The sequence below is a fragment of the Pseudomonas sp. GW822-FHT04H02 genome, assembly GCF_058800645.1.
Window position 1 is genome coordinate 1,234,282 of the sequence record NZ_JBXAMM010000001.1, and the last position, 26,347, is coordinate 1,260,628.

24 protein-coding genes are annotated in these 26,347 nt (G+C 65.8%); 21 read left to right on the forward strand and 3 right to left on the reverse strand.

Translation table 11 applies throughout. The features are described from left to right. Positions 1-10: 10 nt before the first annotated feature. Positions 11-1,507, forward strand: coding sequence for a xylulokinase (gene xylB, locus AC1RMG_RS05590; RefSeq protein ID WP_015635664.1), 1,497 nt, complete (start codon positions 11-13; stop codon positions 1,505-1,507). 13 nt (positions 1,508-1,520) lie between these two features. Continuing rightward, on the forward strand, positions 1,521-2,459 hold the full coding sequence (locus tag AC1RMG_RS05595; RefSeq protein WP_041752264.1) for a carbohydrate kinase family protein: 939 nt from the start codon (positions 1,521-1,523) through the stop codon (positions 2,457-2,459). Positions 2,460-2,549: 90 nt separating this feature from the next. Here the strand turns inward: AC1RMG_RS05595 and AC1RMG_RS05600 are convergent, their stop codons facing one another. Continuing rightward, the gene (locus tag AC1RMG_RS05600; RefSeq protein ID WP_053158615.1) at positions 2,550-3,851 is read right to left on the reverse strand and encodes an OprD family porin; all 1,302 of its coding nucleotides are present in this window, start codon (positions 3,849-3,851) and stop codon (positions 2,550-2,552) included. A 644-nt stretch (positions 3,852-4,495) separates the two neighbouring features. Here AC1RMG_RS05600 and AC1RMG_RS05605 point away from each other — a divergent pair. From AC1RMG_RS05605 to AC1RMG_RS05685, 17 genes are all read left to right on the forward strand, one after another. Continuing rightward, entirely contained in the window at positions 4,496-5,848 is a 1,353-nt protein-coding gene (locus tag AC1RMG_RS05605) for a UDP-glucose dehydrogenase family protein (RefSeq protein WP_026020068.1), read from the forward strand. After that, positions 5,845-6,864, forward strand: a complete 1,020-nt coding sequence (locus tag AC1RMG_RS05610) for an NAD-dependent epimerase (RefSeq protein WP_011061366.1) — start codon at positions 5,845-5,847, stop codon at positions 6,862-6,864. The genes AC1RMG_RS05605 and AC1RMG_RS05610 overlap by 4 nt, the downstream gene beginning before the upstream one ends. Before the next feature lie 57 nt (positions 6,865-6,921). Next, positions 6,922-7,674 carry a sugar transferase gene (locus AC1RMG_RS05615; protein ID WP_077934151.1) on the forward strand — a complete coding sequence of 251 codons (753 nt, stop codon included), beginning with the start codon at positions 6,922-6,924 and terminating at the stop codon, positions 7,672-7,674. A gap of 1 nt (position 7,675) precedes the next feature. Further along, complete coding sequence (locus tag AC1RMG_RS05620) at positions 7,676-8,320, forward strand: CpsD/CapB family tyrosine-protein kinase (protein ID WP_011061368.1); 645 nt, start codon at positions 7,676-7,678, stop codon at positions 8,318-8,320. Positions 8,321-8,342: 22 nt separating this feature from the next. Beyond that, the gene (locus tag AC1RMG_RS05625; RefSeq protein WP_011061369.1) at positions 8,343-9,362 is read left to right on the forward strand and encodes a polysaccharide biosynthesis/export family protein; all 1,020 of its coding nucleotides are present in this window, start codon (positions 8,343-8,345) and stop codon (positions 9,360-9,362) included. 11 nt (positions 9,363-9,373) lie between these two features. Further along, positions 9,374-10,966 (forward strand): GumC family protein, encoded by a 1,593-nt coding sequence (locus AC1RMG_RS05630; protein WP_041118261.1) that lies wholly within the window; start codon positions 9,374-9,376, stop codon positions 10,964-10,966. Between the two features lie 11 nt (positions 10,967-10,977). Continuing rightward, positions 10,978-12,078, forward strand: a complete 1,101-nt coding sequence (locus tag AC1RMG_RS05635; protein WP_493168638.1) for a glycosyltransferase family 4 protein — start codon at positions 10,978-10,980, stop codon at positions 12,076-12,078. Next, positions 12,075-13,445 (forward strand): O-antigen ligase family protein, encoded by a 1,371-nt coding sequence (locus AC1RMG_RS05640; protein WP_015635672.1) that lies wholly within the window; start codon positions 12,075-12,077, stop codon positions 13,443-13,445. The genes AC1RMG_RS05635 and AC1RMG_RS05640 overlap by 4 nt, the downstream gene beginning before the upstream one ends. Positions 13,446-13,589: 144 nt before the next feature. Continuing rightward, positions 13,590-14,555, forward strand: a complete 966-nt coding sequence (locus AC1RMG_RS05645) for a glycosyltransferase family 2 protein (protein WP_123430743.1) — start codon at positions 13,590-13,592, stop codon at positions 14,553-14,555. Beyond that, entirely contained in the window at positions 14,548-15,684 is a 1,137-nt protein-coding gene (locus tag AC1RMG_RS05650; protein ID WP_125063363.1) for a glycosyltransferase, read from the forward strand. Before AC1RMG_RS05645 ends, AC1RMG_RS05650 begins: the two co-directional genes overlap by 8 nt. A 1-nt stretch (position 15,685) precedes the next feature. After that, positions 15,686-16,684 (forward strand): polysaccharide deacetylase family protein, encoded by a 999-nt coding sequence (locus AC1RMG_RS05655; RefSeq protein ID WP_373940210.1) that lies wholly within the window; start codon positions 15,686-15,688, stop codon positions 16,682-16,684. Further along, on the forward strand, positions 16,681-17,991 hold the full coding sequence (locus AC1RMG_RS05660; protein WP_053151725.1) for a lipopolysaccharide biosynthesis protein: 1,311 nt from the start codon (positions 16,681-16,683) through the stop codon (positions 17,989-17,991). Before AC1RMG_RS05655 ends, AC1RMG_RS05660 begins: the two co-directional genes overlap by 4 nt. Further along, positions 17,988-19,916 (forward strand): hypothetical protein, encoded by a 1,929-nt coding sequence (locus AC1RMG_RS05665; RefSeq protein WP_493168642.1) that lies wholly within the window; start codon positions 17,988-17,990, stop codon positions 19,914-19,916. Before AC1RMG_RS05660 ends, AC1RMG_RS05665 begins: the two co-directional genes overlap by 4 nt. Further along, on the forward strand, positions 19,913-20,617 hold the full coding sequence (locus AC1RMG_RS05670) for a GNAT family N-acetyltransferase (protein WP_011061378.1): 705 nt from the start codon (positions 19,913-19,915) through the stop codon (positions 20,615-20,617). Before AC1RMG_RS05665 ends, AC1RMG_RS05670 begins: the two co-directional genes overlap by 4 nt. Next, a complete protein-coding gene (locus tag AC1RMG_RS05675) occupies positions 20,614-21,738 on the forward strand; it encodes a GNAT family N-acetyltransferase (RefSeq protein WP_493168644.1) in 1,125 nt (374 codons plus the stop codon). The genes AC1RMG_RS05670 and AC1RMG_RS05675 overlap by 4 nt, the downstream gene beginning before the upstream one ends. Next, positions 21,735-22,514 (forward strand): carbohydrate deacetylase, encoded by a 780-nt coding sequence (locus AC1RMG_RS05680; RefSeq protein ID WP_493168646.1) that lies wholly within the window; start codon positions 21,735-21,737, stop codon positions 22,512-22,514. Before AC1RMG_RS05675 ends, AC1RMG_RS05680 begins: the two co-directional genes overlap by 4 nt. Positions 22,515-22,669: 155 nt before the next feature. Next, on the forward strand, positions 22,670-22,927 hold the full coding sequence (locus AC1RMG_RS05685; RefSeq protein ID WP_011061381.1) for a DUF2790 domain-containing protein: 258 nt from the start codon (positions 22,670-22,672) through the stop codon (positions 22,925-22,927). 124 nt (positions 22,928-23,051) lie between these two features. On the opposite strand, the gene AC1RMG_RS05690 is transcribed toward AC1RMG_RS05685, so the two are convergent. Beyond that, positions 23,052-23,315, reverse strand: a complete 264-nt coding sequence (locus tag AC1RMG_RS05690) for a DUF1652 domain-containing protein (RefSeq protein ID WP_011061382.1) — start codon at positions 23,313-23,315, stop codon at positions 23,052-23,054. A 517-nt stretch (positions 23,316-23,832) separates the two neighbouring features. On the opposite strand from AC1RMG_RS05690, the gene eco reads away from it, so the two are divergent. Both eco and AC1RMG_RS05700 read left to right on the forward strand, forming a co-directional pair. After that, complete coding sequence (eco, locus tag AC1RMG_RS05695; protein ID WP_015635680.1) at positions 23,833-24,309, forward strand: serine protease inhibitor ecotin; 477 nt, start codon at positions 23,833-23,835, stop codon at positions 24,307-24,309. Positions 24,310-24,336: 27 nt separating this feature from the next. Then, positions 24,337-24,642 carry an NIPSNAP family protein gene (locus tag AC1RMG_RS05700; protein ID WP_077934157.1) on the forward strand — a complete coding sequence of 102 codons (306 nt, stop codon included), beginning with the start codon at positions 24,337-24,339 and terminating at the stop codon, positions 24,640-24,642. A 390-nt stretch (positions 24,643-25,032) separates the two neighbouring features. Here AC1RMG_RS05700 and ilvA read toward each other — a convergent pair whose 3' ends face one another. Then, entirely contained in the window at positions 25,033-26,070 is a 1,038-nt protein-coding gene (gene ilvA / locus AC1RMG_RS05705) for a threonine ammonia-lyase, biosynthetic (protein ID WP_262214372.1), read from the reverse strand. Between the last annotated feature and the right edge of the window lie 277 nt (positions 26,071-26,347).

Below are 26,347 nucleotides of genomic sequence, written 5' to 3' on the forward strand. Positions count from 1 at the left end.
AGGAGCGACGATGACTCAACCCGCGCTTTTTCTCGGCCTCGACTGCGGCACCCAGGGCACCAAGGCGCTGATCCTCGACAGCCGGAGCGGCACCGTCCTGGGCCGGGGCGCTGCGCCCCACAGCCTGATCAGCGGCGCCAATGGCTGCCGCGAACAGGATCCCGCGCAGTGGCTGCAAGCCTGCACCAGCGCCACCCGGCAGGCCTTGCAGGCGGCCGGGGTGGATGGCCGGCAGGTGCTCGGTGTCGGGGTTTGCGGCCAGCAGCACGGTCTGGTGCTGCTGGATGACCAGGGCCAGGTGCTGCGCCCAGCCAAGCTGTGGTGCGATACCCAAAGCAGCGCCGAAAACCAGCGCCTGCTGGACTGGCTGGGGGGCACCCAGGGCTCACTGGAACGCCTGGGGCTGGCCATTGCCCCGGGCTACACGGTGTCAAAACTACTCTGGACCCGGGAGCAGCACCCGGAACTGTTCCAGCGCATTGCGCATATCCTGCTGCCCCACGACTACCTCAATTTCTGGCTGACCGGGCGCTGCTGCAGCGAGTACGGCGATGCCTCGGGCAGCGGCTATTTCGATGTGCGCAGGCGCGACTGGGACCGCGCCCTGCTGGCCCATATCGACCCCAGCGGGCGCCTGGAGCGGGCCTTGCCGCCGTTGCTCGAAGCGCACCAGCCTGTGGGCCGGATCCTTGCGCCGGTCGCCCGGCAACTGGGGATCAGCGCGGATGCCTGGGTGGCCAGCGGCGGTGGCGACAACATGCTGGGGGCCATCGGCACCGGCAATATCCAGCCCGGAATCATCACCATGAGCCTGGGCTCCTCCGGCACCGTGTATGCCTACGCCGAGCGCCCGCTGATCAGCCCCGAGCCTTCGGTGGCGACCTTCTGTTCGTCCAGCGGTGGCTGGCTGCCGCTGATCTGCACCATGAACCTGACCAACGCCACCACCCTGGTGCGCGAACTGCTGGGCCTGGACCTTGCCGCTTTCAACCAGCGCCTGGAGCAGGCCCCCATCGGGGCCGAGGGGCTGTGCCTGCTGCCGTTCTTCAACGGCGAGCGAGTGCCCGCCCTGCCCCAGGCCCAGGGCAGCCTGCACGGCATGACCCTGGACAACCTGACCCCGGCCAACCTGTGCCGCGCGGTGGTGGAAGGCACCACCTTCGGTTTGCGCTACGGCCTCGACCTGTTGCGCGCAGCGGGCCTGCACAGCCAGAGCATCCGGCTGATCGGCGGCGGTGCGAAAAGTCTGCTGTGGCGGCAGATGGTCGCCGATATCATGCATGCCCCGGTGATCTGCCCCCGCGAGGCCGAAGCCGCCGCATTGGGCGCGGCGATCCAGGCAGCCTGGTGCCATGGCCGGCTGGATGATCCGGACCTGGACCTGCAACAACTCTGCGAGCGCTGCGTGCGCCTCGACCCGGGCAGCGAAACCCAGCCCCGGGCCGAACACGTGGCGGCCTACGAACCGGTGTACCAGCGCTATCGACAGCAACTGGCAAGCCTTTGAAGAGCGAATGACTATGTATCTGGTGTGTGGCGAAGCGCTGTTCGACTTTTTCAGCGCGGATGAGGCCGGGGCCCCGGCCAGTAAAGTGGCGTTCCAGGCGATCGCCGGGGGCTCGCCGTTCAACGTGGCAGTGGGCCTGCGCCGCCTGGGCGTCGATGTCGCCCTGCTGGCCGGGCTGTCCCGGGACTACCTGGGCCAGCGCCTGCGGCGGGTGCTGGAAAACGAAGGCGTGGATACCCGCTACCTGCGGGAATTCGACGCCCCCACCACCCTGGCCATGGTGGCCGTGGGCGCCGATGGCTCGCCCCACTACAGCTTTCGCGGCGAGGGCTGTGCCGATCGCCAGTTGCAAGAAGAGCACCTGCCGCAGCTCGACGCACAGGTGCGCGGGCTGCATATCGGCTCGTTTGCCCTGGTGGTGCAGCCGATTGCCGATACCTTGCTGGCCCTGGTGCGCCGTGAGCGGGGGCAGCGGCTGATCAGCCTGGACCCCAACGTACGGCTCAACCCGCAGCCGGATATCCAGCTGTGGCGCCAGCGCATCGCCGAACTGGCCGGCCATGCCGACCTGATCAAGGTCAGCGACGAAGACCTGGCCCAGCTCTACCCCGGGCAGGCGCCCGAAATGCTGATCCGGGGTTGGCTGCAAGGCAATGCCCGGCTGGTGTTCCTGACCCGTGGCAGCCAGGGCGCGACGGTGTTCAGCCGTGGGCATGGCAGCTGGTCGGTGGACGCGCCCCGGGTGGAGGTTGCCGACACCGTGGGCGCCGGAGATACCTTCCAGGCCGCGCTGATCACCTGGCTGACCGAACAGGGCCTGGATTCCCCCCAGGGCCTTGAACAGCTCGATCGCGAACAGACCGACGCCCTGCTGCGTTTCGCCGTCAACGCCGCGGCCCAGACCTGCACCCGCACCGGCCCGGACCTGCCGTACCGGCATCAACTCCCGTAGCCGCCGGCTTGCCGGCGAAGAGGCCCGCAAGCCTTGCGCAATTGCGGCGACCGCCTTCGCTGGCCAGCCAGCTTCTACCAGAGTCGTCGGTCAGAGCAGCGAGAAGTTGTAGCTGACGATCAGGCGGGTTTCGTCCATGTCGCGGGCGATCTTCTGGTAGTTGCTGCGGTAGGTGGCGTTGCGCAGGCGCAGGCTCACGTCCTTGAAGGTGCCGCTCTGCACCACGTACTTGAGCTCGCTGTCGCGCTCCCATTCGCGGCCTTCGCGCAGGCTGCCCGGGACCTTGATGTGGTCGCCGCTGACGTAGCGGGTCAGGAAGCTCAAGCCGTTGAGGCCAATGGCCTTGAAGTCATAGTCATAGCGCAGTTGCCAGGAACGCTCCTGGATCGCAGCGAAGTCGTTGACCTGCACATAGTTCACCAGGTACGGGTTGCTGCCATCCAGGTAAGGCATGGAGTTGTCGCCGTACATGCGCTGCCAGCCGGCACTGAACACGTGCCCGGCCACGCTGTAGCCGAGCATGGTGCTCAGGGCGCGGTTGTCGATGCCGCCGGCGCGCTCGGCGCCGGTGTCGGCACTCTTGAGCAGGCGCAGGTCGCCTTTGAGCACGCCGGGCCCCAAGGGCTGGTTGGCCAGCAGGCCGACAAAATGCTGACGGTAGATGTCTTCCAGCTCGGCGTAGTGGTACTGGCCGGTCAGGCGATCGTTGAACTTGTAGTCCACCCCATAGGTGTCGAAGTGATCCGCCGTGGTGTTGCAGGCGTAGCGCTTGTTCTTGCAGTGCACGCGGATATCCTGGGCATCGCTGGAGTCCCGCGCGGTGTAGCGGTTCAAGCGGGCCGCGGTCAGGGTCAGGTCCTTGACCTCCCGGGAAGTCAGCACCGCGCCGTTGAACATGGTGGGCAGCAGGCGCCCGTCGTTGTACTTGAGCAGTGGCAGGTCCGGCAACTGGGCGCCGTACTTGAATACCGTCTGCGAGACCCGGACCTTGGCGGTCAACCCCAGCTTGGCGTACTGGTCCGCCGAGCCCCGCGGGTCGTGACCGCTGGAGGGCAGCAGGCCGCTGTTGCTGCGGTCGGGGCTGGAGTCGAGCTTGATCCCCAGCATGCCCAGGGCGTCCAGGCCGAAACCCACGGTGCCCTCGGTGTAGCCCGATTGCAGGTTGAGAATAAAGCCCTGGGCCGATTCTTCACGCTTGGATGCGCCCTGGTCGGTGCTGGTGTGGCCGTCGCGAAAGTCCCGGTTGAAGTAGATCGTGCGCGATTCCAGCTTGGCGCTGCTGTCTTCGAAAAAACCCGCCGCATTGGCCAGAGGGGCAAAACCCGCGCACAGCACGGCAGCGCCGAGGCCCAGCAATGGGCACGGATTGAGTAAGGGGAAAGGGGGACGCATGAACAGGCTCCAGCAGCAAATCAGTGACGCGAGGTAAAGAAAAAGACCCAGGTGAAATTCATCCAGCGAATCTGTGATCGCCAGCTGAATTGATTGAATCAATGAAGACCGGCAATGATGGCAGATAGCCCCTACCCTCCCAACCCGACTTTAGTCTGACGCCCGCCTGGTCATAACCGGCGCTACCCGTCCCGCCTTGCCAGCCATATCTTTGAAAAAACCGATCAATTTCAACAGTTTTCAAGCTGCAGAAAAGCGTCAAAAAAACTGTCCGACTGCTCAGCTTCACCTTCGGAACCCAGGATGCCGTAGCAGGTAATGTCAAAAAGGCATTAGCTTTTCGTCTCACCGCACTACCGTTCGTCGGTTTTTTCAGTCATTTATTAACAAAAACCAACTATTTGACGCTTTCCATGATGACCATCATGAAGACGCTTAACTAATTGTTTTTAAACATTATTTTATTCATCGAAAAATAAACAAAACACAGCTGTCATTTATGTAACACGGAAAAACGTCAATTAAACGTCTCTACGTTATGGTAGTGTCAAAAAAAGAGCGTGATAGCGGCAATGTGCCATACGCCTTTTCAGAAGGTGAGAACCACCCTCACCCCAACCCTCATCATGGACGAGGTCGTTCCCTTGGAAGTCAGCGTTTTTGGTACTGGCTATGTTGGCCTGGTGCAAGCAGTTGCCCTGGCCGATGTCGGGCATAACGTGGTCTGTGTCGATATCGACAGCCACAAGATCGCCCAGCTGCAACGTTCTATTCCGCCGATTCACGAGCCGGGCCTGGCGACCCTGATCGAAGAGAATCAAAAGGCCGGCCGATTGCACTTCACCACCCAGGCCAGCGATGCAGTGGGCCACGGCAAGGTGATTTTCATCGCGGTCGGCACTCCCTCCAACGAAGACGGCTCCGCCGACCTCGACCATGTCCTGGCGGTGGCGCGCAACATTGCCTGCCTGATGTTCAGCGACAAGACCCTGGTGATCAAATCCACGGTGCCGGTGGGCACCGCCGATCTGGTGATCGAGACCGTCGCCGAACAACTGGCAGACCTGGGCAAATCCGAACTGCGGGTGCACGTGGTCTCCAACCCGGAGTTCCTCAAGGAAGGCTCGGCCGTGGCCGACTGCATGCGCCCGGACCGGATCATCGTCGGTTGCGCCGACGACCTGCCCCGCCAGCAGTTGAGCGAGCTATACGCGCCCTTCAACCACAACCATGACCGCCTGATGTTCATGGACAACCGCAGCGCCGAGCTGGTCAAGTACGCGGCCAACGCGATGCTCGCCACCCGCATCAGCTTCATGAACGAGATGGCCAACCTGGCGGAACGCCTGGGGGTGGACATCAATGCCGTGCGCAAGGGCATCGGTGCCGACCCGCGCATTGGCTACCACTTCATCTACCCCGGCGCCGGCTTCGGCGGCTCGTGCTTCCCCAAGGACCTGCGGGCGCTGATCCACACCGCAGAAAGCCACGGGCTGGAACCGCACATGCTCAAGACCGTGCGCGACGTCAATGAGCAGCAGCGCCATGTGCTGTTTCGCAAGCTCAAGGCGCACCTGGGGGACAACCTGCAGGGCAAGGTCATCGCGCTCTGGGGCCTGGCCTTCAAGCCCAACACCGACGACATGCGCGAAGCCACCAGCCGCTACCTGATGCAGGCACTGTGGGAGGTCGGGGCCAAGGTCCAGGCCTACGACCCGGAAGCCATGACCGAATGCCGGCGCCTGTACGGCTACCGCGATGACCTGCAACTGTGCGCCACCCGTGACGACACCCTGCAAGGCGCCGACGCGCTGGTGATCTGCACCGAATGGAAGGCCTTTCGCGTGGTGGACTTCACGCTGCTGCGCGAGACCCTCAGGGATCGCCTGGTGGTCGACGGCCGCAACCTCTACAACCCGCAACAGGCAGCGGATGCCGGCCTGCATTACCTGAGCATCGGCCTGCCCTACCGTGTACCGGAGGCATTGCGCGCATGAATATCCTGATCACCGGGGCCGCCGGATTCATCGGCGCCCATACCGCACTGCGTTTGCTCAAGGATGGGCACCAGGTCACCGGGCTGGATAATTTCAACGACTACTACGACCCCCAGCTCAAGCGCGACCGGGTGCGCTGGGTGGAACGCCAGGTAGGGCACTTTCCCCTGCAGCGCCTGGACCTGGCCGACAGCGAGGGCCTGGAACGGCTGTTCGCCGAAGTACGGCCCCAGGTGGTGATCAACCTCGCCGCCCAGGCCGGGGTGCGCTATTCCCTGGAAAACCCCAAGGCCTACCTGGACAGCAACCTCAGCGGTTTCCTCAACCTGCTGGAGATGTGCCGGCGCTACCCGGTGCAACACCTGATCTACGCCTCGTCCAGTTCGGTGTACGGGGCCAACCAGCAGACCCCGTACAAGGTCAGTGACAACGTCGACCACCCGCTGTCGCTGTATGCGGCCAGCAAGAAAGCCAACGAGCTGATGGCCCATAGCTACAGCCACCTGTTCGGCGTGCCCGCCACCGGCCTGCGCTTCTTCACGGTGTACGGCCCCTGGGGCCGACCGGACATGTCGCCGATCCTGTTCGCCGACGCCATCAGCCAGGGCCGGCCGCTGAAACTGTTCAACTACGGCATGCACCAGCGCGACTTCACCTACATCGACGACATCGTCGAATCCCTGGTGCGCCTGCTGGGCAAGCCGCCAGTGCGCGATCCGCTGTGGGACCGGGAACAGCCGGACCCGTCCACCAGCATGGCGCCCTGGCGCCTGTTCAACATCGGCGGCCAGCGCCCGGTGGAGCTCAAGGACTACGTGGCGACCCTGGAAAAACTCCTCGGCCACAAGGCCCAGGTGGAATACCTGCCGCTGCAGCCCGGCGATGTGCTCAACACCTGCGCGGATGTCAGCGCCCTGGAAAACCTCACCGGTTTCGGCCCCCAGGTGCCCCTGGAGGAAGGCCTGCGCGAGTTCGTCCAGTGGTACCTGAGCTACTACCCGGGCGCGGCGTCCTGAGCCGCGACAGCCGAACGTTTTTACCCAACCCCTGCAATGGAAGTATTCCCGGTGGATATGGATAGACCTCTCTCAGCGCCCACAACCGAGGTGCCCGCCCCGCTGCACATCGACCGGCGCAACGACCCGTTCCGGCGCAAGGTCCAGGCCGCCATCGACCTGCAACAGCACGGCTGGATCACCGGCCGCGACGGCGGGCGGCCCTGGACCCTGTCGCGCAGCAAGCGCCTGACCTCGGCGCTTTTGGCCGCGGTGCTGCTGGTGCTGCTGTCGCCGGTGCTGCTGGTCGTGGCCTTGCTGATCAAGCTCACCAGCCCCGGCCCGGTGTTCTTCGTGCAGTTGCGCACCGGTTTTCGCGGCCGGCGCTTCGGCATGTACAAGTTCCGCACCATGGTGGTCAACGCCGAGGCCCTGAAGGATTCGGTGCGCCACCTGAACAAGCACGGCGCCGACTCGGTGGATTTCAAGATCGACCGCGACCCGCGGATCACTGGAATCGGCGGTTTCCTGCGCCGTACCAGCCTCGACGAGCTGCCCAACCTGATCAACGTGGTGCTCGGCCAGATGCGCATCGTCGGCCCGCGCCCCACCTCGTTCCATGCCCAGACCTACAAGGAACACCACCTCGGCCGCCTGAGCATCTACCCGGGGATCACCGGCCTGTGGCAGGTATCCGGGCGCAGCGACGTGGATTTCGACGGCCGCGTGACCCTCGACATGACCTACATCTTCCAGCAGAGCCCCTGGCTCGACCTGAAGATCCTGATCAAAACCCCTTTCAAGGTCCTCAATGGCCACGGAGCAAGTTGAAATGGCGGCAGCAACCTTTGCCAGTCTGAAGATCCAGAGCCCCAGCGAAAGCAACCTGGCGGTGACCGTACTCGACCAGGAACTGCGGGTCATCCTGCTGACCGCGGCCAACCGCAACAGCGGCGTCACCAGCAGCAGCCTGAGCATGGCCAACGAACTGGCGCGCACCAGCCGCGGCCGGGTGCTGGTGGTGGACACCAGCCTCTCGGACAGCAGCCTGACCCGGCGCCTGGCCCTGGATGAGCGGCCCGGCTTCCTCGACCTGGCACTGGCCGAAACCCCGCCGCCCCTGGCCTCGTGCATCGAGAGCAGCGACGCGGTGAATTTCGACTTCCTGCCCCTGGGCCGCCGCCAGCAGTACAGCGAGCGCCTGACCCCGGAACTGCTGCGCGAACTGCTGCAGGCCCTGGCCGAGGAATACCGCTTCGTGATCATCGACGGCGACCCGGTCTACAGCAGCGGCGACATCCTCACCCTGGCCACCCAGGTCGACGGCGTGGTGCTGGTGGTGCGCAGCGAGGAAACCCGCTGGGAAGTGGCCCAGGCCGCCGCCCAGCGCCTGATCCAGGCCGAGGCCAAGTTGATCGGCAGCGTGTTCAACGCCCGCAAGTACTACATGCCCAAGTGGGTTTATGACCGTCTCTGACCGGCACAAGGACCGTGTAACCATGAACAAGCCAAGACTTTCCCTGCTGAGCCTGTCACTGCTGCTGGCCCTGGGCGGCTGCGTCAATCGCGAGCCGCAGCAGATGCCGGTGCAGATCCTCAGCGCCCCGGCCGACCAGGCACAGCTCACCGAGGTGGTGCCCATCGAGCAGGTGCTGCGGCCCCAGGACGTGCTGGACGTGATCTTCCATATCGGCACCACCAGCCAGCAGCGCTACCTCGTGCAGCCTGGCGACCAGGTGGATGTGACCTTCCTCACCGCTCCGGAACTGGGCGGCAGCAAACTGGTGCTGCCCGACGGCAGCATCGACATGCCCTACGTGGGCAATATCCAGGTCGCCGGGCTCTCCGCCGAACAGGCGCGCCAGGTCCTGGAAACCCAATACGCCAAGGTGCTGAAGAAGCCGCAGATCAACTTTTCGATCTCCCACGCCATGGCCCAGCTGGACAACCTGCGCACCAGCCTGACCAACCCGGCCACCGGGCTTAGCCGCGAGATCGTCGTGGGCTCCGACGGCCGCGCCAGTTTCCCGCTGCTGGGCAGCCTGTCGTTGCAGGGCAAGAGCCTCAGCGAGCTGCAGACCCTGGTCAACCAGCGCTATGCCAAGGAGGTGGGCTCGGTGAGCGTCGATGTGCTGCTCAAGACCACCGCCTCCAACGAGGTGTTCGTCATGGGCGAAGTCGGCCAGCCCGGAGCCTACCCGATCCGCCGGCCGATCTCGGTGCTTGAGGCCCTGACCCTGGCCAAGGGGGCCGGCCCCACTGCACGCCTGGATTCGGTGGTGATCATGCGGCGCAAGGGCAACCAGGTCGAAGCCCGGGTCTACGACGCCGACGCGGCGCTGGACGGCAAGGCCCTGCAATTCGCCTACCTGCAGCCCGACGACATGCTCTATGTGCCCAAGACCCGCCTGGCCAAGGCCGGCGCCCTGAGCAAGCAGCTGGCGGACGTGATCATGTTCCAGGGTGTCGGGTTCAGCTTCGGCTACCGCGTCGACAACAAAGAAACGAACAACAACTGAGTTCCCTCTTGATGACCAAGATCGAAAACTACCTGCACGAGTTCCTGCTCGTGTTCTTTGTCAATCGGCGCCTGATCAAACGGGTGTTCCTGGGTTTCGCGGTGATCGCCCTGCTGCTGCCCCTGGTGCTCAAGCAGAGCTTCGAGATCACTGCCGAAGTCATCGTGCAGTCCAAGAAACTCTCGCAGACCGACGCCAACACCGTGCTCGCCCCGGACTCCGACAAGTTCATCCCACCGTCGCTGGCGGACATGGAGACCGAGAGCAACATCCTGCGTTCACCCACGCTGATCCGCGACACCATCGACCAGTTGCGCCGCGAGGGCCAGTTCGGCGGCAGCGAGGGCCTGTTGACCCGGCTGATCGTCAAGCCGATCCGCAATGGCCTGATCGACCCCCTGCGCAACCATGTGATCAACCCGGTACGCGGTTTCTTCGGCCTGGCCGTGGACCCGGTGCGCGATACCAGCCTGGATGCCTTCACCGACCAGGCGGTCAAGGACCTGAAGATCGGCACCCTGCCCGGCTCCAACGTGATCTCCATCGTCTACGCCAGCCCCAACGCCGCCGAAGGCACGCGCTTTGTCGAGCGCCTGCTGGCCAACTACCTGAAGAACCGCCAGGACCTGCAATCCAACGAACTGCCCGAAGCCTTCTACGAACAGAAGAAGGCCCAGTACCAGTCGCGCCTGGATGACCTGGAAGGCAAGCGCCAGGCCCTGCTGGAAGCGGCCCACGCCTCCGATCCCAAGGAAGAGATCACCTTCCGCCTGAACGCCATCAACACCGAAGAGCAATCGCTCAACGGCTACCGCGACCAGGCCCTGGAGAACCAGCGCCGCCTGGATTACCTGCAGAAGAACCTGGCTGCCGCGCGCAAGGCCGGCCTCACCGACTACACCTTCCCCTTCGCCTTCGCCAACACCGTGGACAACGTTGCCTACGAAGACCGCGAGATCAAGCAACTGGGCGAACAGCTGACCAACCTGGTGAGCCAGTACGGCACCACCGCCGACACCTACCGCGCCGACAGCGTGCCCATGCAGCAGCAGCGCGAGCAGATCGTGCGGGCCCGGGCGCAGTTCCTCAAGGTGGTGGAAAACCGCGTGCGCGAGCGCAGCAGCGACTTGCAGATCACCCAGTCGGTGATCGCCCAGAAGACCGCGCGGATCAACGACTACAAGGCGCGGGTGCGCGACCTGCAAGAGGTCCTGAGCAAACTGCGCCAGCTGGACACTGAAATCGATGCCTTGCACAAAGCCTTCTTCACCTACACCCAGCGCTACGAAGAGAGCCGTGGCGAGCGCCTGATCAGTGGCGAGCTGTCCAACGCGCGGGTCCTGAGCCAGCCTTACGAACCCAGCGAAGCGGCGTTCCCCAAGCCGATGCTGATCATTCCCCTGGGCCTGCTCACCGGCCTGCTGCTGGCCATTGCCCTGGGCTATGTCTACGAGTTCTTCGACCATCGCTTCAAGCACCCGGCCCAGGTCAGTGATCACCTCGGCCTGCCGGTGCTGATGGTGCTCAACGCGGTCGAGCAGCCCCAGGTCAACCCGTACCCGCGCTGGACCTGGCGCTGGGCCTGGCATTGGGCCAAACAGTGAGCGACCTGAGCATGGCCGCGCAGCCTATCGTGCACCTGATCCACAGCGGCGGTTTCTACGGTGCCGAGCGCATGCTGCTGGATCATTGCCTGGGCACCCCGGGGCAGCATCGGGTGGTGTTCATCAATGCCCCCGACACGTTGCTGCAGCGTTTCGCCGAGGCCGGCGTGGCGAGCCACAACTGCCACTGCCTGCAGGAACTGCTGGCGCACCTGCGGCAACAGCCGGGGCTGCTCAACGCACACAACTTCAAGGCCCAGGTGTTTGCCTGGGTCTGCGCCCGGCGCCTGCGCCTGCCCCTGGTCATGACCCAGCACGGCTTCACCCCGCGCAGCCTGAAACAGAAGTTCTACACCTGGCTCAGCCTGCGCCTGTGCCGCAGCCGCCGGGTGCGCCGGGTAGCCTGCGTGGCCCAGAGCATTGCCCTGCTGCACCTGGAGGCGGGGGTCGCCGAGGGCAAGCTGCGGGTGATCCCCAACGGCCTGCCGGAGCCGGCCCTGGAACTGCCGGCGAGCCTGGACGGGCCGCCGCTGCGCGAGCCCGAAGTACGCCGCGACGAAATGGAACCCTTGGTGGGTTTCGTCGGGCGCCTGAGCGCGGAAAAAGGCCCGGACCTGTTTCTCGATGCGCTGATCGACCTGTGCCAGCAGCGCCCTGCGCTCAAGGCCGTGCTGCTGGGCGATGGTGAACAGAACCAGGCCCTGCGCGAGCGCATCAACGAAGCCGGGTTGGCCACGCGCATCCTGCTGCCGGGCTATCAGAACGACATGCAGCCCTGGCTCAAGCGCCTGAATGTGCTGGTACTGAGTTCACGCACCGAAGGCACACCGATGATCCTGCTCGAAGCCATGCAGGCCGGCACCCCGGTGGTGGCCTTTGCCGTGGGCGGGATTCCCGATGTGCTGCAGCACCGGCACAACGGCCTGCTGGCCAAGCCCCTGGACAGTGCCGGGCTGGGGCGCTGCATCGGCCAGTTGCTGGACGACCCGATACTGGCCGGGGAGCTGGCCAAGGCCGCCCAGGTCACCCAGCGCAAGCACTATCACTTGCCCACCCTGGCTCGCCGCTGGGATGAGCTGTACCGCGTCGCCAGAGAGAGCTCCCGAGTATGATCGCCGCTCCGTTCCTGGGTTTGCTGCTGGGCCTGGCCGCACTGTTGCTGCTGGCCAGCCCCTGGCCGTTTCTTGCGCCGCTGGTGGTGGTCGGGCTGTTCGGCCTGGCGCTGCTGTACCGGCGCCCGGGCTGGGGCCTGCTGGGGATCTGCGCCCTGGTGCCCTTCGAAGGCCTGTTCAAGGACAGCGCGTTCTCCGGGGCCAAGCTGCTGGGCGCCTCGCTGATCCTGATCATGCTATTCAAGCTGTTGCTGCGGCAGATCCCCGACACCCGCCTGCGCAGCAATCTGTGGCGGGCCCTGGGGCCATTCCTGCTGTGCCTGCTGCTGAGCATGCTGTACAGCGAGAACCTGCTGGTGTCCCTGGACAGCCTGCGGGAGCTGGCAGTGGGCCTGGTGCTGTTCTTCGTCACCCTGCTGATTGCCCGGGAAGTCAACCTGCTGATGCTCTGCCGCCTGCTGGCGGTGAGCGTGGCCATCACCTGTGTGATCGCCCTGGTATCGGCCAAGTACCAGGTGGGCGGCCGGGCCATCGGCCTGTTGCAGGATGCCAACTACTTCGCCCTGCTGATCGCCATGGCGGTGCCGCCGGCGATCTTCCTCGCCCTGCGTTCGCCCCATTGGCCGGTGCGGCTGTTCTGGGTCGGCATCAGCCTGACCCTGATGGCCGGGATGACCAAGACCGACTCGCGCTCGGGCCTGCTGGTGGTGCTGTTCACCATTGCCATCGGCGTCTGGCACTACCGCGACCGGCTCAAGGGGCTGCGGCCCAAGCACCTGGGCTTCGCCATGTTCGCCGTGGCCATCGTCATTCCCCTGGGCATTGCCGTGCTGCCGGCGGAGTACGTGGCGCGGATCCAGTCCCTGAGCATGCTCAAGTCCGGCGCGCACTCGGCGGACACCTCCCTGGGCCGGCGCACCTCCTACCTCGTGGTGGGCGGCCAGATGATCCGCCAGAACCCGCTGCTGGGCTCGGGCCTGGGGACCTTCCCGATCCACTACGCGCAGACCGGCTTTGCCAGCAGCTTCTCGGAAAACATGAACGAGCCGGACCTGTTCCGCCGGGCCCACAACACCTACCTGGAGCTGTTCAGCGAGCTGGGCATTCCCGGCGGCCTGAGCTTCGTGGCGCTGATGCTGATGGGCCTGCGCAACTTCGAACGGGCGCGCCAGGGCTTTCTTGCCCGGGGCCAGCGCGAACAGGCCGATATCGCCACCCACCTGGGCCTGAGCCTGTTGGCCATGGCGGTGTTCCTGCTGTTTCTCAGCGCGCCGAACCACAAGTACCTGTGGATCTTCCTCGCCCTGTCCAGCGTCCTGCGCCTGCAGGCCGAAGACGCTCCCGTGCCGCGCCCGGCCCCGGCCTGACAACGCCGCGTGTAGCCACTGCCCCGGGCTGCGACAAGGCCCGAAGGGCCTTCTGGCCCCCAGGAGCAGCACCGACAGAACAGCAACACCGCGCCCTCACCCGGCGCCCACGACAACAACGCAATCTGGCCAAGGGAGGCAAAGATGCAAAGGATCAGCGTGATCGTGCCCATGTACAACGAGGCGCGTCACATCACCCGCACCCTGGACAGCGTGCTGCGCGCCGCCCGGGCGGCGACCCTGGACTGCGAACTGATAGTGGTGGACAACGGCTCCACCGATCAGGGGCCGCAACGGGCCCGGGAGCTGGGCGCGCGGGTGCTGCTGTGCCCGGGCATCGGCATCGGCGCCCTGCGTAACCGCGGTGCGGCGGTGGCCACCGGCGATAGCCTGGCGTTCCTCGACGCCGACATCGAAGTGCCCGGCAATTGGCTGCAGCTCTGGCAGCAGGCCCAGGCCGAGCGGCGTGCCGAGGTCTTCGCCCTGGACTGCGCGGCACCCGCCAGCGCCCCCTGGTTCGCCCGGGCCTGGCAGCGCCGCAGCCTGGCCGGCGATCCGCAACCCCGGCTACTGCCGTGGATGCCCACCCCCAACCTGTGCCTGCAGCGGGCCTGGTTCGAACGGGTCGGCGGCTTCAACGAGCAGTTGCGCACCGGCGAGGACAAGGATTTCGGCCTGCGCCTGCACGCTGCCGGCGCCCGCCAGTTGAGCCTGCCCCAGCCCCAGGTGCTGCATTGGGGCTACGAGGCCAGCTGGGCCGAATGGGCCGGCAAGGAACGCTGGCGCCAGGGCAGCCACGTGCAATTGCTCAAAGGCAGCGGCTTCAGCCTGCGCCTGTTGCGCTTTCCCCTGTTGTGCCTGGCCTGCGCCCTGCTCAGCCTCGTGGCGTTGCTGTGCCTGCTCGCGGGCCTGCCCGGCGCCGCGGGCCTGTGCCTGCTGCTGGGGGCGCTGGCGCCCCTGGCCCTGGCCGTGCGCCAGGGCCTGCGCCAACGCGACCCGCTGTTCGTCCTGCAACTCTGGCTGCTGCACTGGGTGCGCCTGCACCTGGGCGCCCTGGCCCTGGTGCAGGCCCTGTTCAACCGTTCTGCCGAGAGACCTGACCGTGGCTAAAATACTTTTCTGGCTGTGCCTGCTACTGCCTTTCTATGCCTGGGTCGGCTACCCCCTGCTGCTGGCCCTGCTCAGCCTGTTCGTCAGGCCGCGGCCGGTGCAGGAAGGCGCGCCGCTGTCGGTCAGCGTGATCATCGCCGCGCACAACGAAGGCCCGCACATCGAGCACAAGCTGCGCACCCTGTTGCAGCAGGACTACCCGGCCACCGACTTGCAGATCATCCTCGCCAGCGACGGTTCCAGCGACGACACCGTGGCCACGGCCCTGGGCGTGCGCGACTCACGGATCGTGGTCCTGGACCTGCCTCGGGTGGGCAAGGCCGGGGCACTGAACGCCGCGGTGGAACTGGCGCGCAACGATATCCTGGTGTTCACCGACGCCGATAACCAGTGGTCCCACGACACCCTGGGCAAGCTGCTGGCGCCCTTGGCCGACCCGCAGGTGGGGGCCTGTGGCGGGCACATGATCATCCCCGACCCCGGGCACAACCTGAGCCTGGGAGACAGCCTGTACCGGCACTACGAGGCCTGGTTGCGCCAGGCGGAAAACCGCACCGGCTGCATGGTCTCCGCCGACGGCGCGCTGCTGGCCCTGCGCCGCGAACTGTTCCAGCGGATTCCGGCCGAGGTCAACGATGACTTCTTCATCAGCACCTGCGCCCCGGTGGCCGGCAAGCGGATCGTCTATGTCGAGGAGGCCCAGGTGCTGGACCAGGGCGTGGACGAAGCCGGCAAGCAGTACCGGCGGCGCCTGCGGGTCACCGTCGGCGGCCTGCAGAGCCTGGCCCAGCGCCGCGAGCTGATGAACCCACTGCGCCACGGCGCCTACGCCATCGCCCTGATCAGCCACAAGCTGATCCGCCGCCTGGCCCCGGTGCTGTTGCTGCCACTGCTGGTCAGCAGCCTGCTGCTGTGGAATGCCGGCGCCTTCTACAGCCTGGCCCTGCTGGCCCAGGTGCTGGGTTACGGCGCCGGGATCATGGGCCTGCTGGACCGCCGCGGGCGCCTGCCCAAGGTGTTTCGCCTGGCCGGTTTCGTACTGGTGACAATGGCCGGCATGAGCATGGGCCTCTGGCAATTTCTCCGCGGGCAGCGCTATGCCCTGTGGAACCCACAACAGAACCGCTGACATGAACCTCAAACTCAACCTCAAGCGCCTGCTGGGCAACGCCTACTTGCACAGCGTTGGCCGCGCCCGCCTCAGCGAAGCCGGGGTGGTGCTGATGCTGCACCGGGTGCTGGCCGACGAGCAGGCCGCCCGCCGGCCGCACCGGGCGCCACTGTGCGTCGGCCAGCGCCAGTTCGAGCACCTGCTGCGCTGGCTGCGGCGGCATTTCGACTGTGTGCCGCTCAATCACCTGCTGCAATACCCCGGCGGTGACCGGCCGCGCCTGGCCCTGACCTTCGATGACGGCTGGCGCGACAACGCCGAGGTGGCCTACCCGCTGCTGGAGCGCTACGAGGTGCCGGCGAGCATCTTCCTCTCCACCGACTTCATCGGCAGCGCCCAGGGCTTCTGGTGGGAGTCCATCGGCGAAACGCTCTGGCTGCGGCCCGCAAGCGCCGCGGCCCGGCCGCTGCTGGAACAGTTGCAGGCGCTGCAACTGGCACCTGCGGCCGAACTGTTGCAGCCGGGTGACAGCGACGCCCGCAGCCGGCTCCTGGGGCGCTACCTGCAACGCTTGAAGCCCCTGCCCGGGCCCACCCTCCAGGCCCTGGCCGACAGTTGCCCCAACGAGCACGGCCCCCACAGCCTGGACTGGGCCCAAGTGCAGCGCCTGGAGCGTTCGGCGCTGGTGCGCTTCGGGCCCCACGGCGCCAGCCATGCCATTCTCACCGGCCTTGACGAGGCCGCGCTGAAAGCGGATCTGCAACGCTCCCATCAGGCGTTGCAGAACCATTGCCAGGCGCCGCTGGGGGTCTATTGCTACCCCAATGGCGACCACAATGCCCAGGTGCGCGCCGCCGTCGCCGGGCTGGGTTATCGCTACGCCCTGGGCACCCGCCCCGGGCTGATCGAGGCCAGTGGCAACCCGCTCCTGGCCTTGCCACGCATCGACGTCAGCCACGCCAGCGCCGCCCGCCCCGGCTTGCTGGCCTGGCGCCTGCTGCAGGGAGCCCGGGCATGAAGCGCGGCGGCTACCTCTGGCACCTGGCCCTGAGCATGGGCACGCGCCTGGCGATGATCGGCCTGCGGCTGCTGCGCAACGTGCTGCTGGCTCGCTTGCTGGGCCCGGCGGATCGCGGCCTGTTCGCCCTGCTCAGCACCCTGCCGGACCTGATTGCCGCCCTGACCAGTGGCGGGCTGAACACCGCGGTCGGCTATGAAGCCGCGCGCCAGCGGCCCATGGGCCTGCTACTGACCCAGGTGCTGGTCTACGGCTGCCTGCTGGCCAGCCTGCTGACCCTGGCCGGGCTGGCATTGATGAACACCCTGGGCAGCCAGTGGGAACTGAGCCTGCAACTGGGGGACCTGGCCTGGCTGTTGTTGCTGGCGGTGCCCATCACCGTGCTCAAGAGCGGCCTGCTGACCCTGCACAACGCCGATGGCCGGGTCGAAGCCTTCAATGCCCTGCGCCTGCTGGAATCCCTGGTGCCGCTGCTGCTGTTCGTCGGCCTGTGGTGGATCTGGCGCGACCAGCCGCTGTCGGCGGCCCTGGTCAGCTGGCTGGGGGGCACCTTGCTGGTGGTGGTGGTTGGCTGGTGCTGGTTGCGACGCTTCCACGACCTGGGCCTGCGCTGGCAGGCCGGGGAACAGGGCAAGCTGCTGCGCTACAGCGCCCAGAGCCACCCCGGGGTGCTGTCGCAACAATTGATGCTGCGTTCGGACTACCTGTTCATCGGTGCCCTGCTCGACCCCGCGGCCCTGGGCTGGTACGCCATGGCCAGCGCCGCCGCCGAGCTGCTGCTGATCATTCCCGAGGCGGTGACCACGCCACTGATGAAGCGCCTGCTGCAACAGGGGTCGGGCATCGAGCAACTGACCGCCCTGGCCCTGCGCCTGACCGCCACGGTGATGCTCGGCGCCTGCCTGTGCATGGCGCTGATCGGCCAGTGGTTGATTGTCACCCTGTTCGGCACCGACTACGCCCCGGCCTACGGTGCCCTGCTGGCCTTGCTGCCCGGGCTGTTCGGCCTGTGCTACGCGAGCATCCTGCGCCTGGACCTCTTGGGCAAGCAGCGCCCCGGCACGCTGTCGCTGCTGCTGGCCGGTGGCGCCCTGTTGAACCTGGCGCTCAATGCGCTGCTGATCCCGTCGCTGGGCATCGTCGGCGCCGGCCTGGCCTCGTCCATCGCCTACCTCGCGGTGAGCCTGGCCATGCTCGGCCTGTATTGCCACCTCAGCGGTGTGGCCTGGTACCGCACCCTGATCCTGTTACCTGGAGACATCGTCTACGTGCGCCAGTTATTGCGCCCTAAGGAAAGGCTTCAATGAAACCCTGTTCCCTGCTCGCCCTGATGCTGATCTCGGCGGCCACTGCCCTGCACGCCGCGCCCCTGCAATGGGGCGATATCCGCGACGGCAGCCTGTACCTGCAAGCCGAGGCCGGCGACACCCTGCACCTGCGCTGGAGCCCGGCCTGGCAGAGCGACGCCAACCAGGAGCAGCTGTACCTGCTGCGCCCGGACGGCCAGTTGCTGCAACAGCTGGAGATTCGCGCCGACCAACCCTACGGCCAGCGGGAAGTCCAACTGCCCGCGGCCCAGGGCGACTACCGGCTGCAGGTACCGGGCTACAGCTTTCGCAACTTCAAGGTCAGCCACGACAGCGCCACCCTGGCCCAGTTCGAACCGGCCAAGGTGCATTTCAGCGCCGACGTGCCCAGTGGCGTGGAGCTGTATTTTCGCGTGGCCGCCGGAGAGCAGGCGGTACTGGCGGGCAAGTATTACGGTGGGGTCAGCGTGCTCCAGGCCACGCGCCTGAGTGACCACCAGTTGCTGCGCCTGAAGCTGGTGGAGCACCCGCAGTACGGTCAGTTCGACCAGATCCAACTGCCGGTGGCCCAGCAGGACGAGGTCTGGCGCCTGTCCCTGGGCGGCTCGGGCAAGGTGGCGTTCTGGCTCGACGGCACCGCCAACCTGTTCGCCCAGGACCTGCGCCAGTTGCACCCGCTGCAATGGACACCGGGCCGGGTCGAGCTGAACCTCAAGCCGCAGATGCGCGGCCCGAGCCCGCACCTGGGGATCGCCCTGCCCTATGCCCAGCCGCCGCAGTCGACCTTTGAACTGCTGCGGGCCCTGGGGCCGCGGGCGGCCAACTTCTACAGCTTCGTCGATGTGATCCAGCAGGAACCCCAGCGCGAGCTGGGCTTTCGCCGGCTGTACCGCGAAACGTTCAAGATCGACCGCGACATCACCCTGCTGGCGGGCACCGGGCGCCGGGCGGTGCTGGCAGCCGACAGCCAGAGCTTCGCCGGCCTCGACGCCTGGCTGGCGGACAGCGTGCGCCTGGGCAACCAGGGCCTGCACTACCTGGCGTTCGCCGACGAACCCAACCTCAACTACCCCAGCTACGCCGTGTTCGCCAGCTACTTCGGGCGCATGCTGGAGCACGTCAAGGCCAACCCCGAGGCCCGGGCCGCAGGTGTGCGCATTGCCATGCCGGTCAGTTCGCGGCTGCTGGACGGGCCGTTTCGCATCGGTGCCGGGCAGCGCCGCGGCATCGACTGGGCGCGCCAGTTGCTGGAGGCCCACGGCGCCGATATCGACGCCATGGCCTGGCACGAGTGGATGGTCCGCGACCTGCTGGCCACCCGCCGCTACCGCGCCAGCGTGCGCGCCGCCGCCGACCTGGTGGGCCTGGATGACCTGGGCCGGCCGCGCAAGGCGCTGTTGCTGAGCCAGACCAATATCTCCAGCGGCCCGGACCTGAGCCCCTATCAGCAGGACACTCACTACGCCGCCCTGTGGTGGATGTCGGTGGTGGCCAATGCCTCCCAGGACGGCCTGCTGGACATGCTCAACTGGTTCCAGGCCGCCGATGAGCCCGAGTACCCCAAGGGCATGCTGGCCCAGCACGACGCCCAGCGCTTCAGCCTGAAGCCGGTGGCCGTGGCCCAGCAATTCATCCAGCGGCACTGGCTGGGGCAGGTCCAGGCGCTGGACAACCCGGCCTTCGAGGTGGATGCCCTGGCACTGCGCGATGGCCCGCGCCACAGCCTGCTGGGCGTGACCAAGACCCCGCGCGCACAAACCATCGACCTGGACGGCGCCGAGCAGATCTGCCAGGCCGGCCCGAGCCTGGAACTGCTCGGCGCCGACGGGCACAGCCGCTCCGCCGCCGTGCAGTGCAGCAATGGCCGGGCCCAGTTGCAGGTGCCCGGTGAAACCCTGTTTGCCTTGACCTGGAAAACCCTATGAGTCGCTTGACCGGCCTGTTGGCCAGAATCCGCCGCAAGGGCCTGCGTGGCAGCCTGCGGGTGCTGCGTGAACGCTTCTTCTATTACCACTGGGAACTGCTGACCCTGGAACGCTCCCTGGCCTTGCCGGTGCCCTGCCCCATCAACCCCGGCCGCTGGCCCCAGGTGCCCATCACCCGCGAGCTGCTGCCGGCCTTCGACAAGTACTTCAAGGCACAACTGCCGGCCATTCGCGGCCTGCTGGACAAAGGCAGCCGCGGCAGCGCACACCTGGATGAAGACGGCAACGTGATGATGATGGTGTGGATCAGTGAGCGCGATTACTACGACGACCAGTTGTACCGCTGCTGGATGCGCATCCCGCCGGGCTGCCTGTATCAGTTCGCCGGAGAGTGCGCGGTGCCATATCGCGGCTCGGGGGTGGTGATCCTGGCGCAGAAGCTGCTTTGGGACGAATACCGCGAGCGCGGCTTCAAGGCCACCCGGGCCCTGGTCAACGTGCGCAACGAGCCGGCGCTGAAGATGCACATGCGCCTGGGGTTCCAGGAAGTGGGTGAATCCCTGCATGTCTACTGCCTGTTGCGCTGCCTGCACTTCCACCGCCGCCGGCCCTACCACCAGACACGCCTGCACCACCTGCGCCGCGGGCGCCTGGCACAGCAGCCCAGCGGTTCCAGCCCTATCGACAAGGAACGTTCGTGAGCCTGCGTTGGCAATGGTGCGCCAGCCTCTGCACCCAGGACTTTCCCGTGGCGGCCTATGAGCAACTGCGCCAGCAAGTGCCACAGGCCACGCCGTTCAATCGCTTGAGCTGGCTGCAGGGGGCGGAACGGGCCCTGGATCACCGGCACTTGCAGATCCTCCTGGGCTGGCACGGCCAGCGCCTGGTGCTCTGCCTGCCGCTGACCCTGGGCCGCGAAACCCGGGCCGGCCTGCGCCTGCAGGTGGTACGCCACCTGGGGCATCCGCTGAGCGACCGCCTGGCGCTGCTGGTCGCGGACCCGGCGCAAGGCGCCATGCCCGAGGTGCTGGAGCAGATCCGCCGGCAACTGCCCCATGACTTGCTGCAACTTCATGAACTGGTGGACGCCGAGGGCCTGCTGGCGCCCTGGCGCCGGGCCAGCTGGTACAGCGAACAGGCCCTGAGCTGCCGGGCGCCGGAACACCTGATTGTCGACAGCGACCGCGAGGAAGCCACCGGCACCTTGCGCTACGAGCTGCGCCGGGCGAAGAAACGCTGCGCGGAAATCGACGCTCGGGTGATCCGCATGGCGCCCCAGGCCGGCGGCATGGACGGGGTGCTGGAGATGCTCCGCGAGGTGGAACAGGCCAGTTGGAAAGGCGCAGACGGGCTGGGGATCTTCTCCGGGGAGCTGCGCTGGCAATGGATGGCCAGCGCCCTGCGCGGCCTGGCCGCCGAAGGTTGTGTGCGGGTGGTGATGCTGGAACACCAGGGCCGTTGCATCAGCTATCGCCTCGGCCTGCTGGAGCGCGGCCGCCTGTACGACTACAACATCGCCTTCCTGGCGCAATACAAGAACCTGGGTAGCGGCCGGCTGCTGCTGGATGAGTGGATCCGCTGGGGGCTGGACGAAGGCTGGCAGTGGGTCGATGCCTCGCGGGTCAGCCTCAGCCGCTCCAGCCATCAGTTGCATGAACGCATGAGCGGCCTGGTGGAACACCAGCGCTGGAGCTTCTATTCCTGGCGCCCGCGAGCGCTGCTGGCCGGTACCGCCGAACGCATCTGGCAGTGGCTCAAGCCGCGCCTCAAGGCCTGGCGCGAACGGCGCCAGGCCAACACCGTACAAGGATCCCGCCCATGAACCGCCCCCTGACTGCCGCCCGGGCCCACCGGGTCATCGTCAATGCCGACGACTTCGGTCTCGACCTGGACTACAACCAGCTGACCCTGCGCGCCTTCAAGCGAGGGGTGATCAGCTCGGCGACCCTGATGGCCAACATGCCGGCGTTCAACGACGCCTGTGAACTGACCCAGCAGCACGGTTTGCTGGGACGCATCGGCCTGCATTTCAACCTCACCTACGGCGCGCCACTGAGCCCGGCGATGCGCCACCAGCCGTTGTTCTGTGACCCTCAGGGGCAGTTCGACCTGAACCTGCGGCGCTCGGCCCTGCGCCTGCCGGCCGCGGCGGCCGAGGCAGTGCGAGAGGAGTTGCAGGCCCAGTGGCAGCGCTGTGTCGATCAGGGCGTGCGGCCCAGCCATATCGACTCCCACCAGCACGTGCACAACCTGTGGCCGGTGGCAGCCATCGTCGCTCGCTTCGCCGCGCAGCAAGGGGTGCCGGTGCGCCTGGCGCGCAATGTGGGGGGCAACATCGGGCCAATCAAGCGGTTGTTCAAGAGCGCGCTCAACCTGCGTATCCGCTGGTTGTGCGGGGCCGGGGCCCAGAGCGTGTGCACGCCCAGGGACCTGCTGGAAGGTTTTCGCCCGCCCGGCGTGATTGAAGTGGTGGCCCACCCGACCCAGCTGGCCGAGGGTGATTTCGGTGACGATTACCTGCCGGCGCAGCAGTCTCTGGAGCAACTGCTGCAACAGGCATTGCCCGGGTATCAACGCATTGCCTACAGCGAGCTGTAAAAAACATTAGCTCCCTATGCAATTTAATCGGCAATTAATCCGTCAGGCTAAAAGTGTCATTGACCGCGCTAGTTCAGAACAATCTGAAGCGCTGCGCGGCAAGTTCTAACGCCTGATTGGCGCGGAACTGACGTAGCCTGCATCGGAGAATTGCCATGAACCTGCGTATCGGTTTGACTGCCACCGCCCTGCTGTTGAGTGCCCTCAGTGGCCTGGCCCAGGCAGACAGCACCACCGCCGTGCCCTACCACTATGGAATGCCGCTGCATGTGGGCAAAGTGATCTCGATGACCGAACCTGCGACCCAGGAGTGCAAAGTGATCACCGCCGACATGAAGTTCATCGACAACCAGGGCAAGCCCGAGGAAATCACCTACAGAAAGATGTCGGATGCGTGCACCACCGATAATTGAGGCTGTGCAACACGCTCACACGGGGCCGCGCTGCGGCCCCTCATCACGCCCGGTGCCGATCGGCAAGCCGGGTTTCGCGGCGGCCTGGCGGCCCCCCTGTTGAATTCCCTACTCCCGAAGGCGCCTAGAATGCACGCCGCAGAGGGGCAACCTGGCGAGGGTTGTGCGCCAGGTCGTAGCGCAATTCGGCAATCAGCTCGTTGATTTCCCGACAGCCGTTGAGCTGCGAGGCGTCGATGCCGGTAACCACCAGGTCGACCCGGTCGGTTTGATGGTCGCCGAAGACCTTCACGGTCATCGACAGGTCGGGGCTTAGGGTGCATTGGCAGCGTTTGGGCAGAAAGCTGCTTTCAATGATATTTCGCAGTTCAAGGGCAGATAGAAACATGGCGACTCTCTCCTTTGTTCGAGACGGCCAATCAATAGGCAAACAACCTGACAACAATGACGTCCGTGTTCGGTAGTGATCCGGGCCCGGTCTTGATCCTTGCAGACGGAGCCAAGCTACAGACTAAGCCGCTTTCCCGAGGCTGCTAAATTCGATTTCGCTCTGAGCACCGGGTTTTTTCGCTTGGTTGGCTGCCAGCCCATACCGGCCGCCGGCCTATCCCTCCATTTGCGTGCAACTGGTCTTGTTTCAAGGTTTTGCTCAATCGCGGGCCTGATTGATAAGGCAGCAGGAAACGTGCCTGGCCGGCAGCGCCACAGGGCCCTGCGAAATCGGCACGCGGCGCACGAGCAGCCGTGCAAAGTGCAAGAAAGCAGGCAGTTGGCCTTGCAAAATGCCCTGCTACCCAGGACGTTTGCATTGCGCCTCGGGCGCCGGTCAGAATGCCCGGGCCGGACTTTCCCCAAGGCGCCCACTCAAACGGGTGTATCGCGCTTTCAATCAGCCAGGAGGCTTCATGCGTCTGCTCCCCCTTGCCAGCGTCACCCTGCTTTCGGCTCTCTGCGCCCAGGCCTTTGCCGCCAAGCTCGAAGACACCGCACCCTACCCCAAGGCCGAAGACGGCTTCACCCGCCAGGTCATCCACCTGCCCAAGCAACAGCACGAAGACCGCTACAAGGTCGAGATCCTCGCCGGCAAGACCCTCACCGTGGACTGCAACCTGCAGCGCCTGGGCGGCAAACTGCTAGAGAAGAACCTCGAAGGCTGGGGTTATCCCTACTACCGCCTGGACCAGGTCAGCGGCCCGATAAGTACGCGGATGGCCTGCCCCGACGGCAAGACCCGCGAGGATTTCGTCCCGGTGACCGGTGACGGCTTCGTCTTGCGCTACAACAGCAAGCTGCCGATCGTGATCTACGCGCCCAAGGACGTGGAAGTGCGCTACCGCCTGTGGAGCGCCGCGGACAAGACAGAAAACGCCCGCCAGGAATAAGCCATCCCCCCAGCCGGAGTGCCTCCCTTGATTACCTGCCATGTCAAATACGTGATCGACCCCTACCAACTGGCCGAGTTCGAAGCCTACTCCAAGGCCTGGATCGCGGTGGTGAAGCGGCTGGGCGGCACCCACCACGGCTATTTCCTGCCCTCCGAAGGTGCCAGCAACATCGCCTACTGCCTGTTCAGCTTTCCTTCCCTGGCGGACTACGAAGCCTACCGCCAGAGCGCCCTCAGTGACCCGGAAAGCGTGGCCCTGGTAGCGGCGGTGGTGCAAAAGCGCTTCATCCTCAGCTACGAACGCAGCTTCATGCGCCCTCTGCTGTCGTAGGAGCCGGCTTGCCGGTGAAGCTTGTCGCTGCGCAGGGCGCCTTCGCTGGCAAGCCAGCTCCTACAGCAGGCAGGTACACCGTGCACGCCCCCGTAGGAGCCGGCTTGCCGGCGAAGAGGCCCGAAAGGTTTGCATCGCCGCGCAGGGCGCCTTCGCTGGCAAGCCAGCTCCTACAACAGGCAGGTACACCGTGCACGCCCCCCGTAGGAGCCGGCTTGCCGGCGAATGGCCCTTGAGGTTTGCATCGCTGCGTAGGACGCCTTCGCTGGCAAGCCAGCTCCTGCAGCAGGCAGGTACACCGTGCATGCCCCCGTAGGAGCCGGCTTGCCGGCGAATGGGCCCGAAAGGTTTGCATCGCTGTGCAGGACGCCCTCGCTGGCAGGTCTGTTCCTACAAGGCGGCGTTGCTCAGGGCGGCGCGTTCGGCGACGTGGCGCAAGCTGTCAAAGTTGATGTTGGCGCCCGAGTCGATCGCCACCAGGGTCTGGCCGCGGACGCCGCTTTGCGCCACGTATTCCTTGATGCCCGCCACCGCCAGGGCGCCCGAGGGCTCGGTGATGGAGCGGGTATCGTCGTAGATGTCCTTGATCGCCGCACACAGCTGGTCATTGCTGACGCTGATCACTTGATCCACGTGATGCCGGCAGATCTGGAAACCATGCTCACCGATCTGTGCCACCGCGACACCGTCGGCAAAGGTTCCCACTTCAGGCAGCACCACCCGCTGCCCTGCCGCCAGGGCCTGTTGCAGACAGTTGGATTGTTCGGACTCGACACCAACGATGCGGATCTGTGGCCGTAGGTATTTGACATAGGCGGCGATCCCGGCGATCAGCCCGCCACCGCCGACCGGAACGAAGATCGCGTCCAGTTCGCCCTGCTGCTGGCGCAGGATCTCCATGGCCACGGTGCCTTGCCCGGCAATCACATGGGGATCATCAAAGGGTGAAACAAAGGTACTGCCGGTGCGTTGGGCCAGATCCAGGGCATGCTCCAGGGCGAAGGGAAAGCTCTGGCCATGCAGGATCGCCTCGGCGCCGCGGCTGCGCACCCCCAGCACCTTGAGTTCCGGGGTGCTGGCGGGCATCACGATGCTTGCCTTGATCCCCAGTTCCCGCGCCGCCAGCGCCACGCCCTGGGCATGATTGCCGGCGGACGCGGTGACCACTCCGCGCAGCTTCTGCTCCGGGGTGAGGTGCGCCAGGCGGTTGTAGGCGCCACGGATCTTGAAGGAAAAGGTCGGTTGCAGGTCTTCGCGCTTGAGCAGGATCTGATTGCCCAGCCGCTCGGACAGCGCCGGCGCCGCCTGCAACGGCGTACGGATCGCCAGGTCGTAGACCGGCGCCGCAAGAATCATCTTCACATAGCGCTCCAGCAACGCCATGTCGGCACTGGGCTGGGGGGTGGCAGAACGGCTGGGGCGACTCATGGTGGATCTCCTGGCTGTGTACGAAGCCCGGGAGACAGAGAGAAAAAACCCGCCTCCAGGGCGGGTTGGGTGCAGTCGTCAGCAAGCCCGCCAATAAGGAATGGCGGTAATAATGCTTGGCTGGGAACGATATGCAGGGAAAGTCATGGGCTGGAAATTACTCGCGCCAGCAGGCTCCGGTCAACGCTTTTTTCCCGGCCTCCTTGAACGGCGACGTCTGCCATTGGGCACCGTGGCTTGAAGCCAAATATGCGAAACATATATGATTCGTATATTT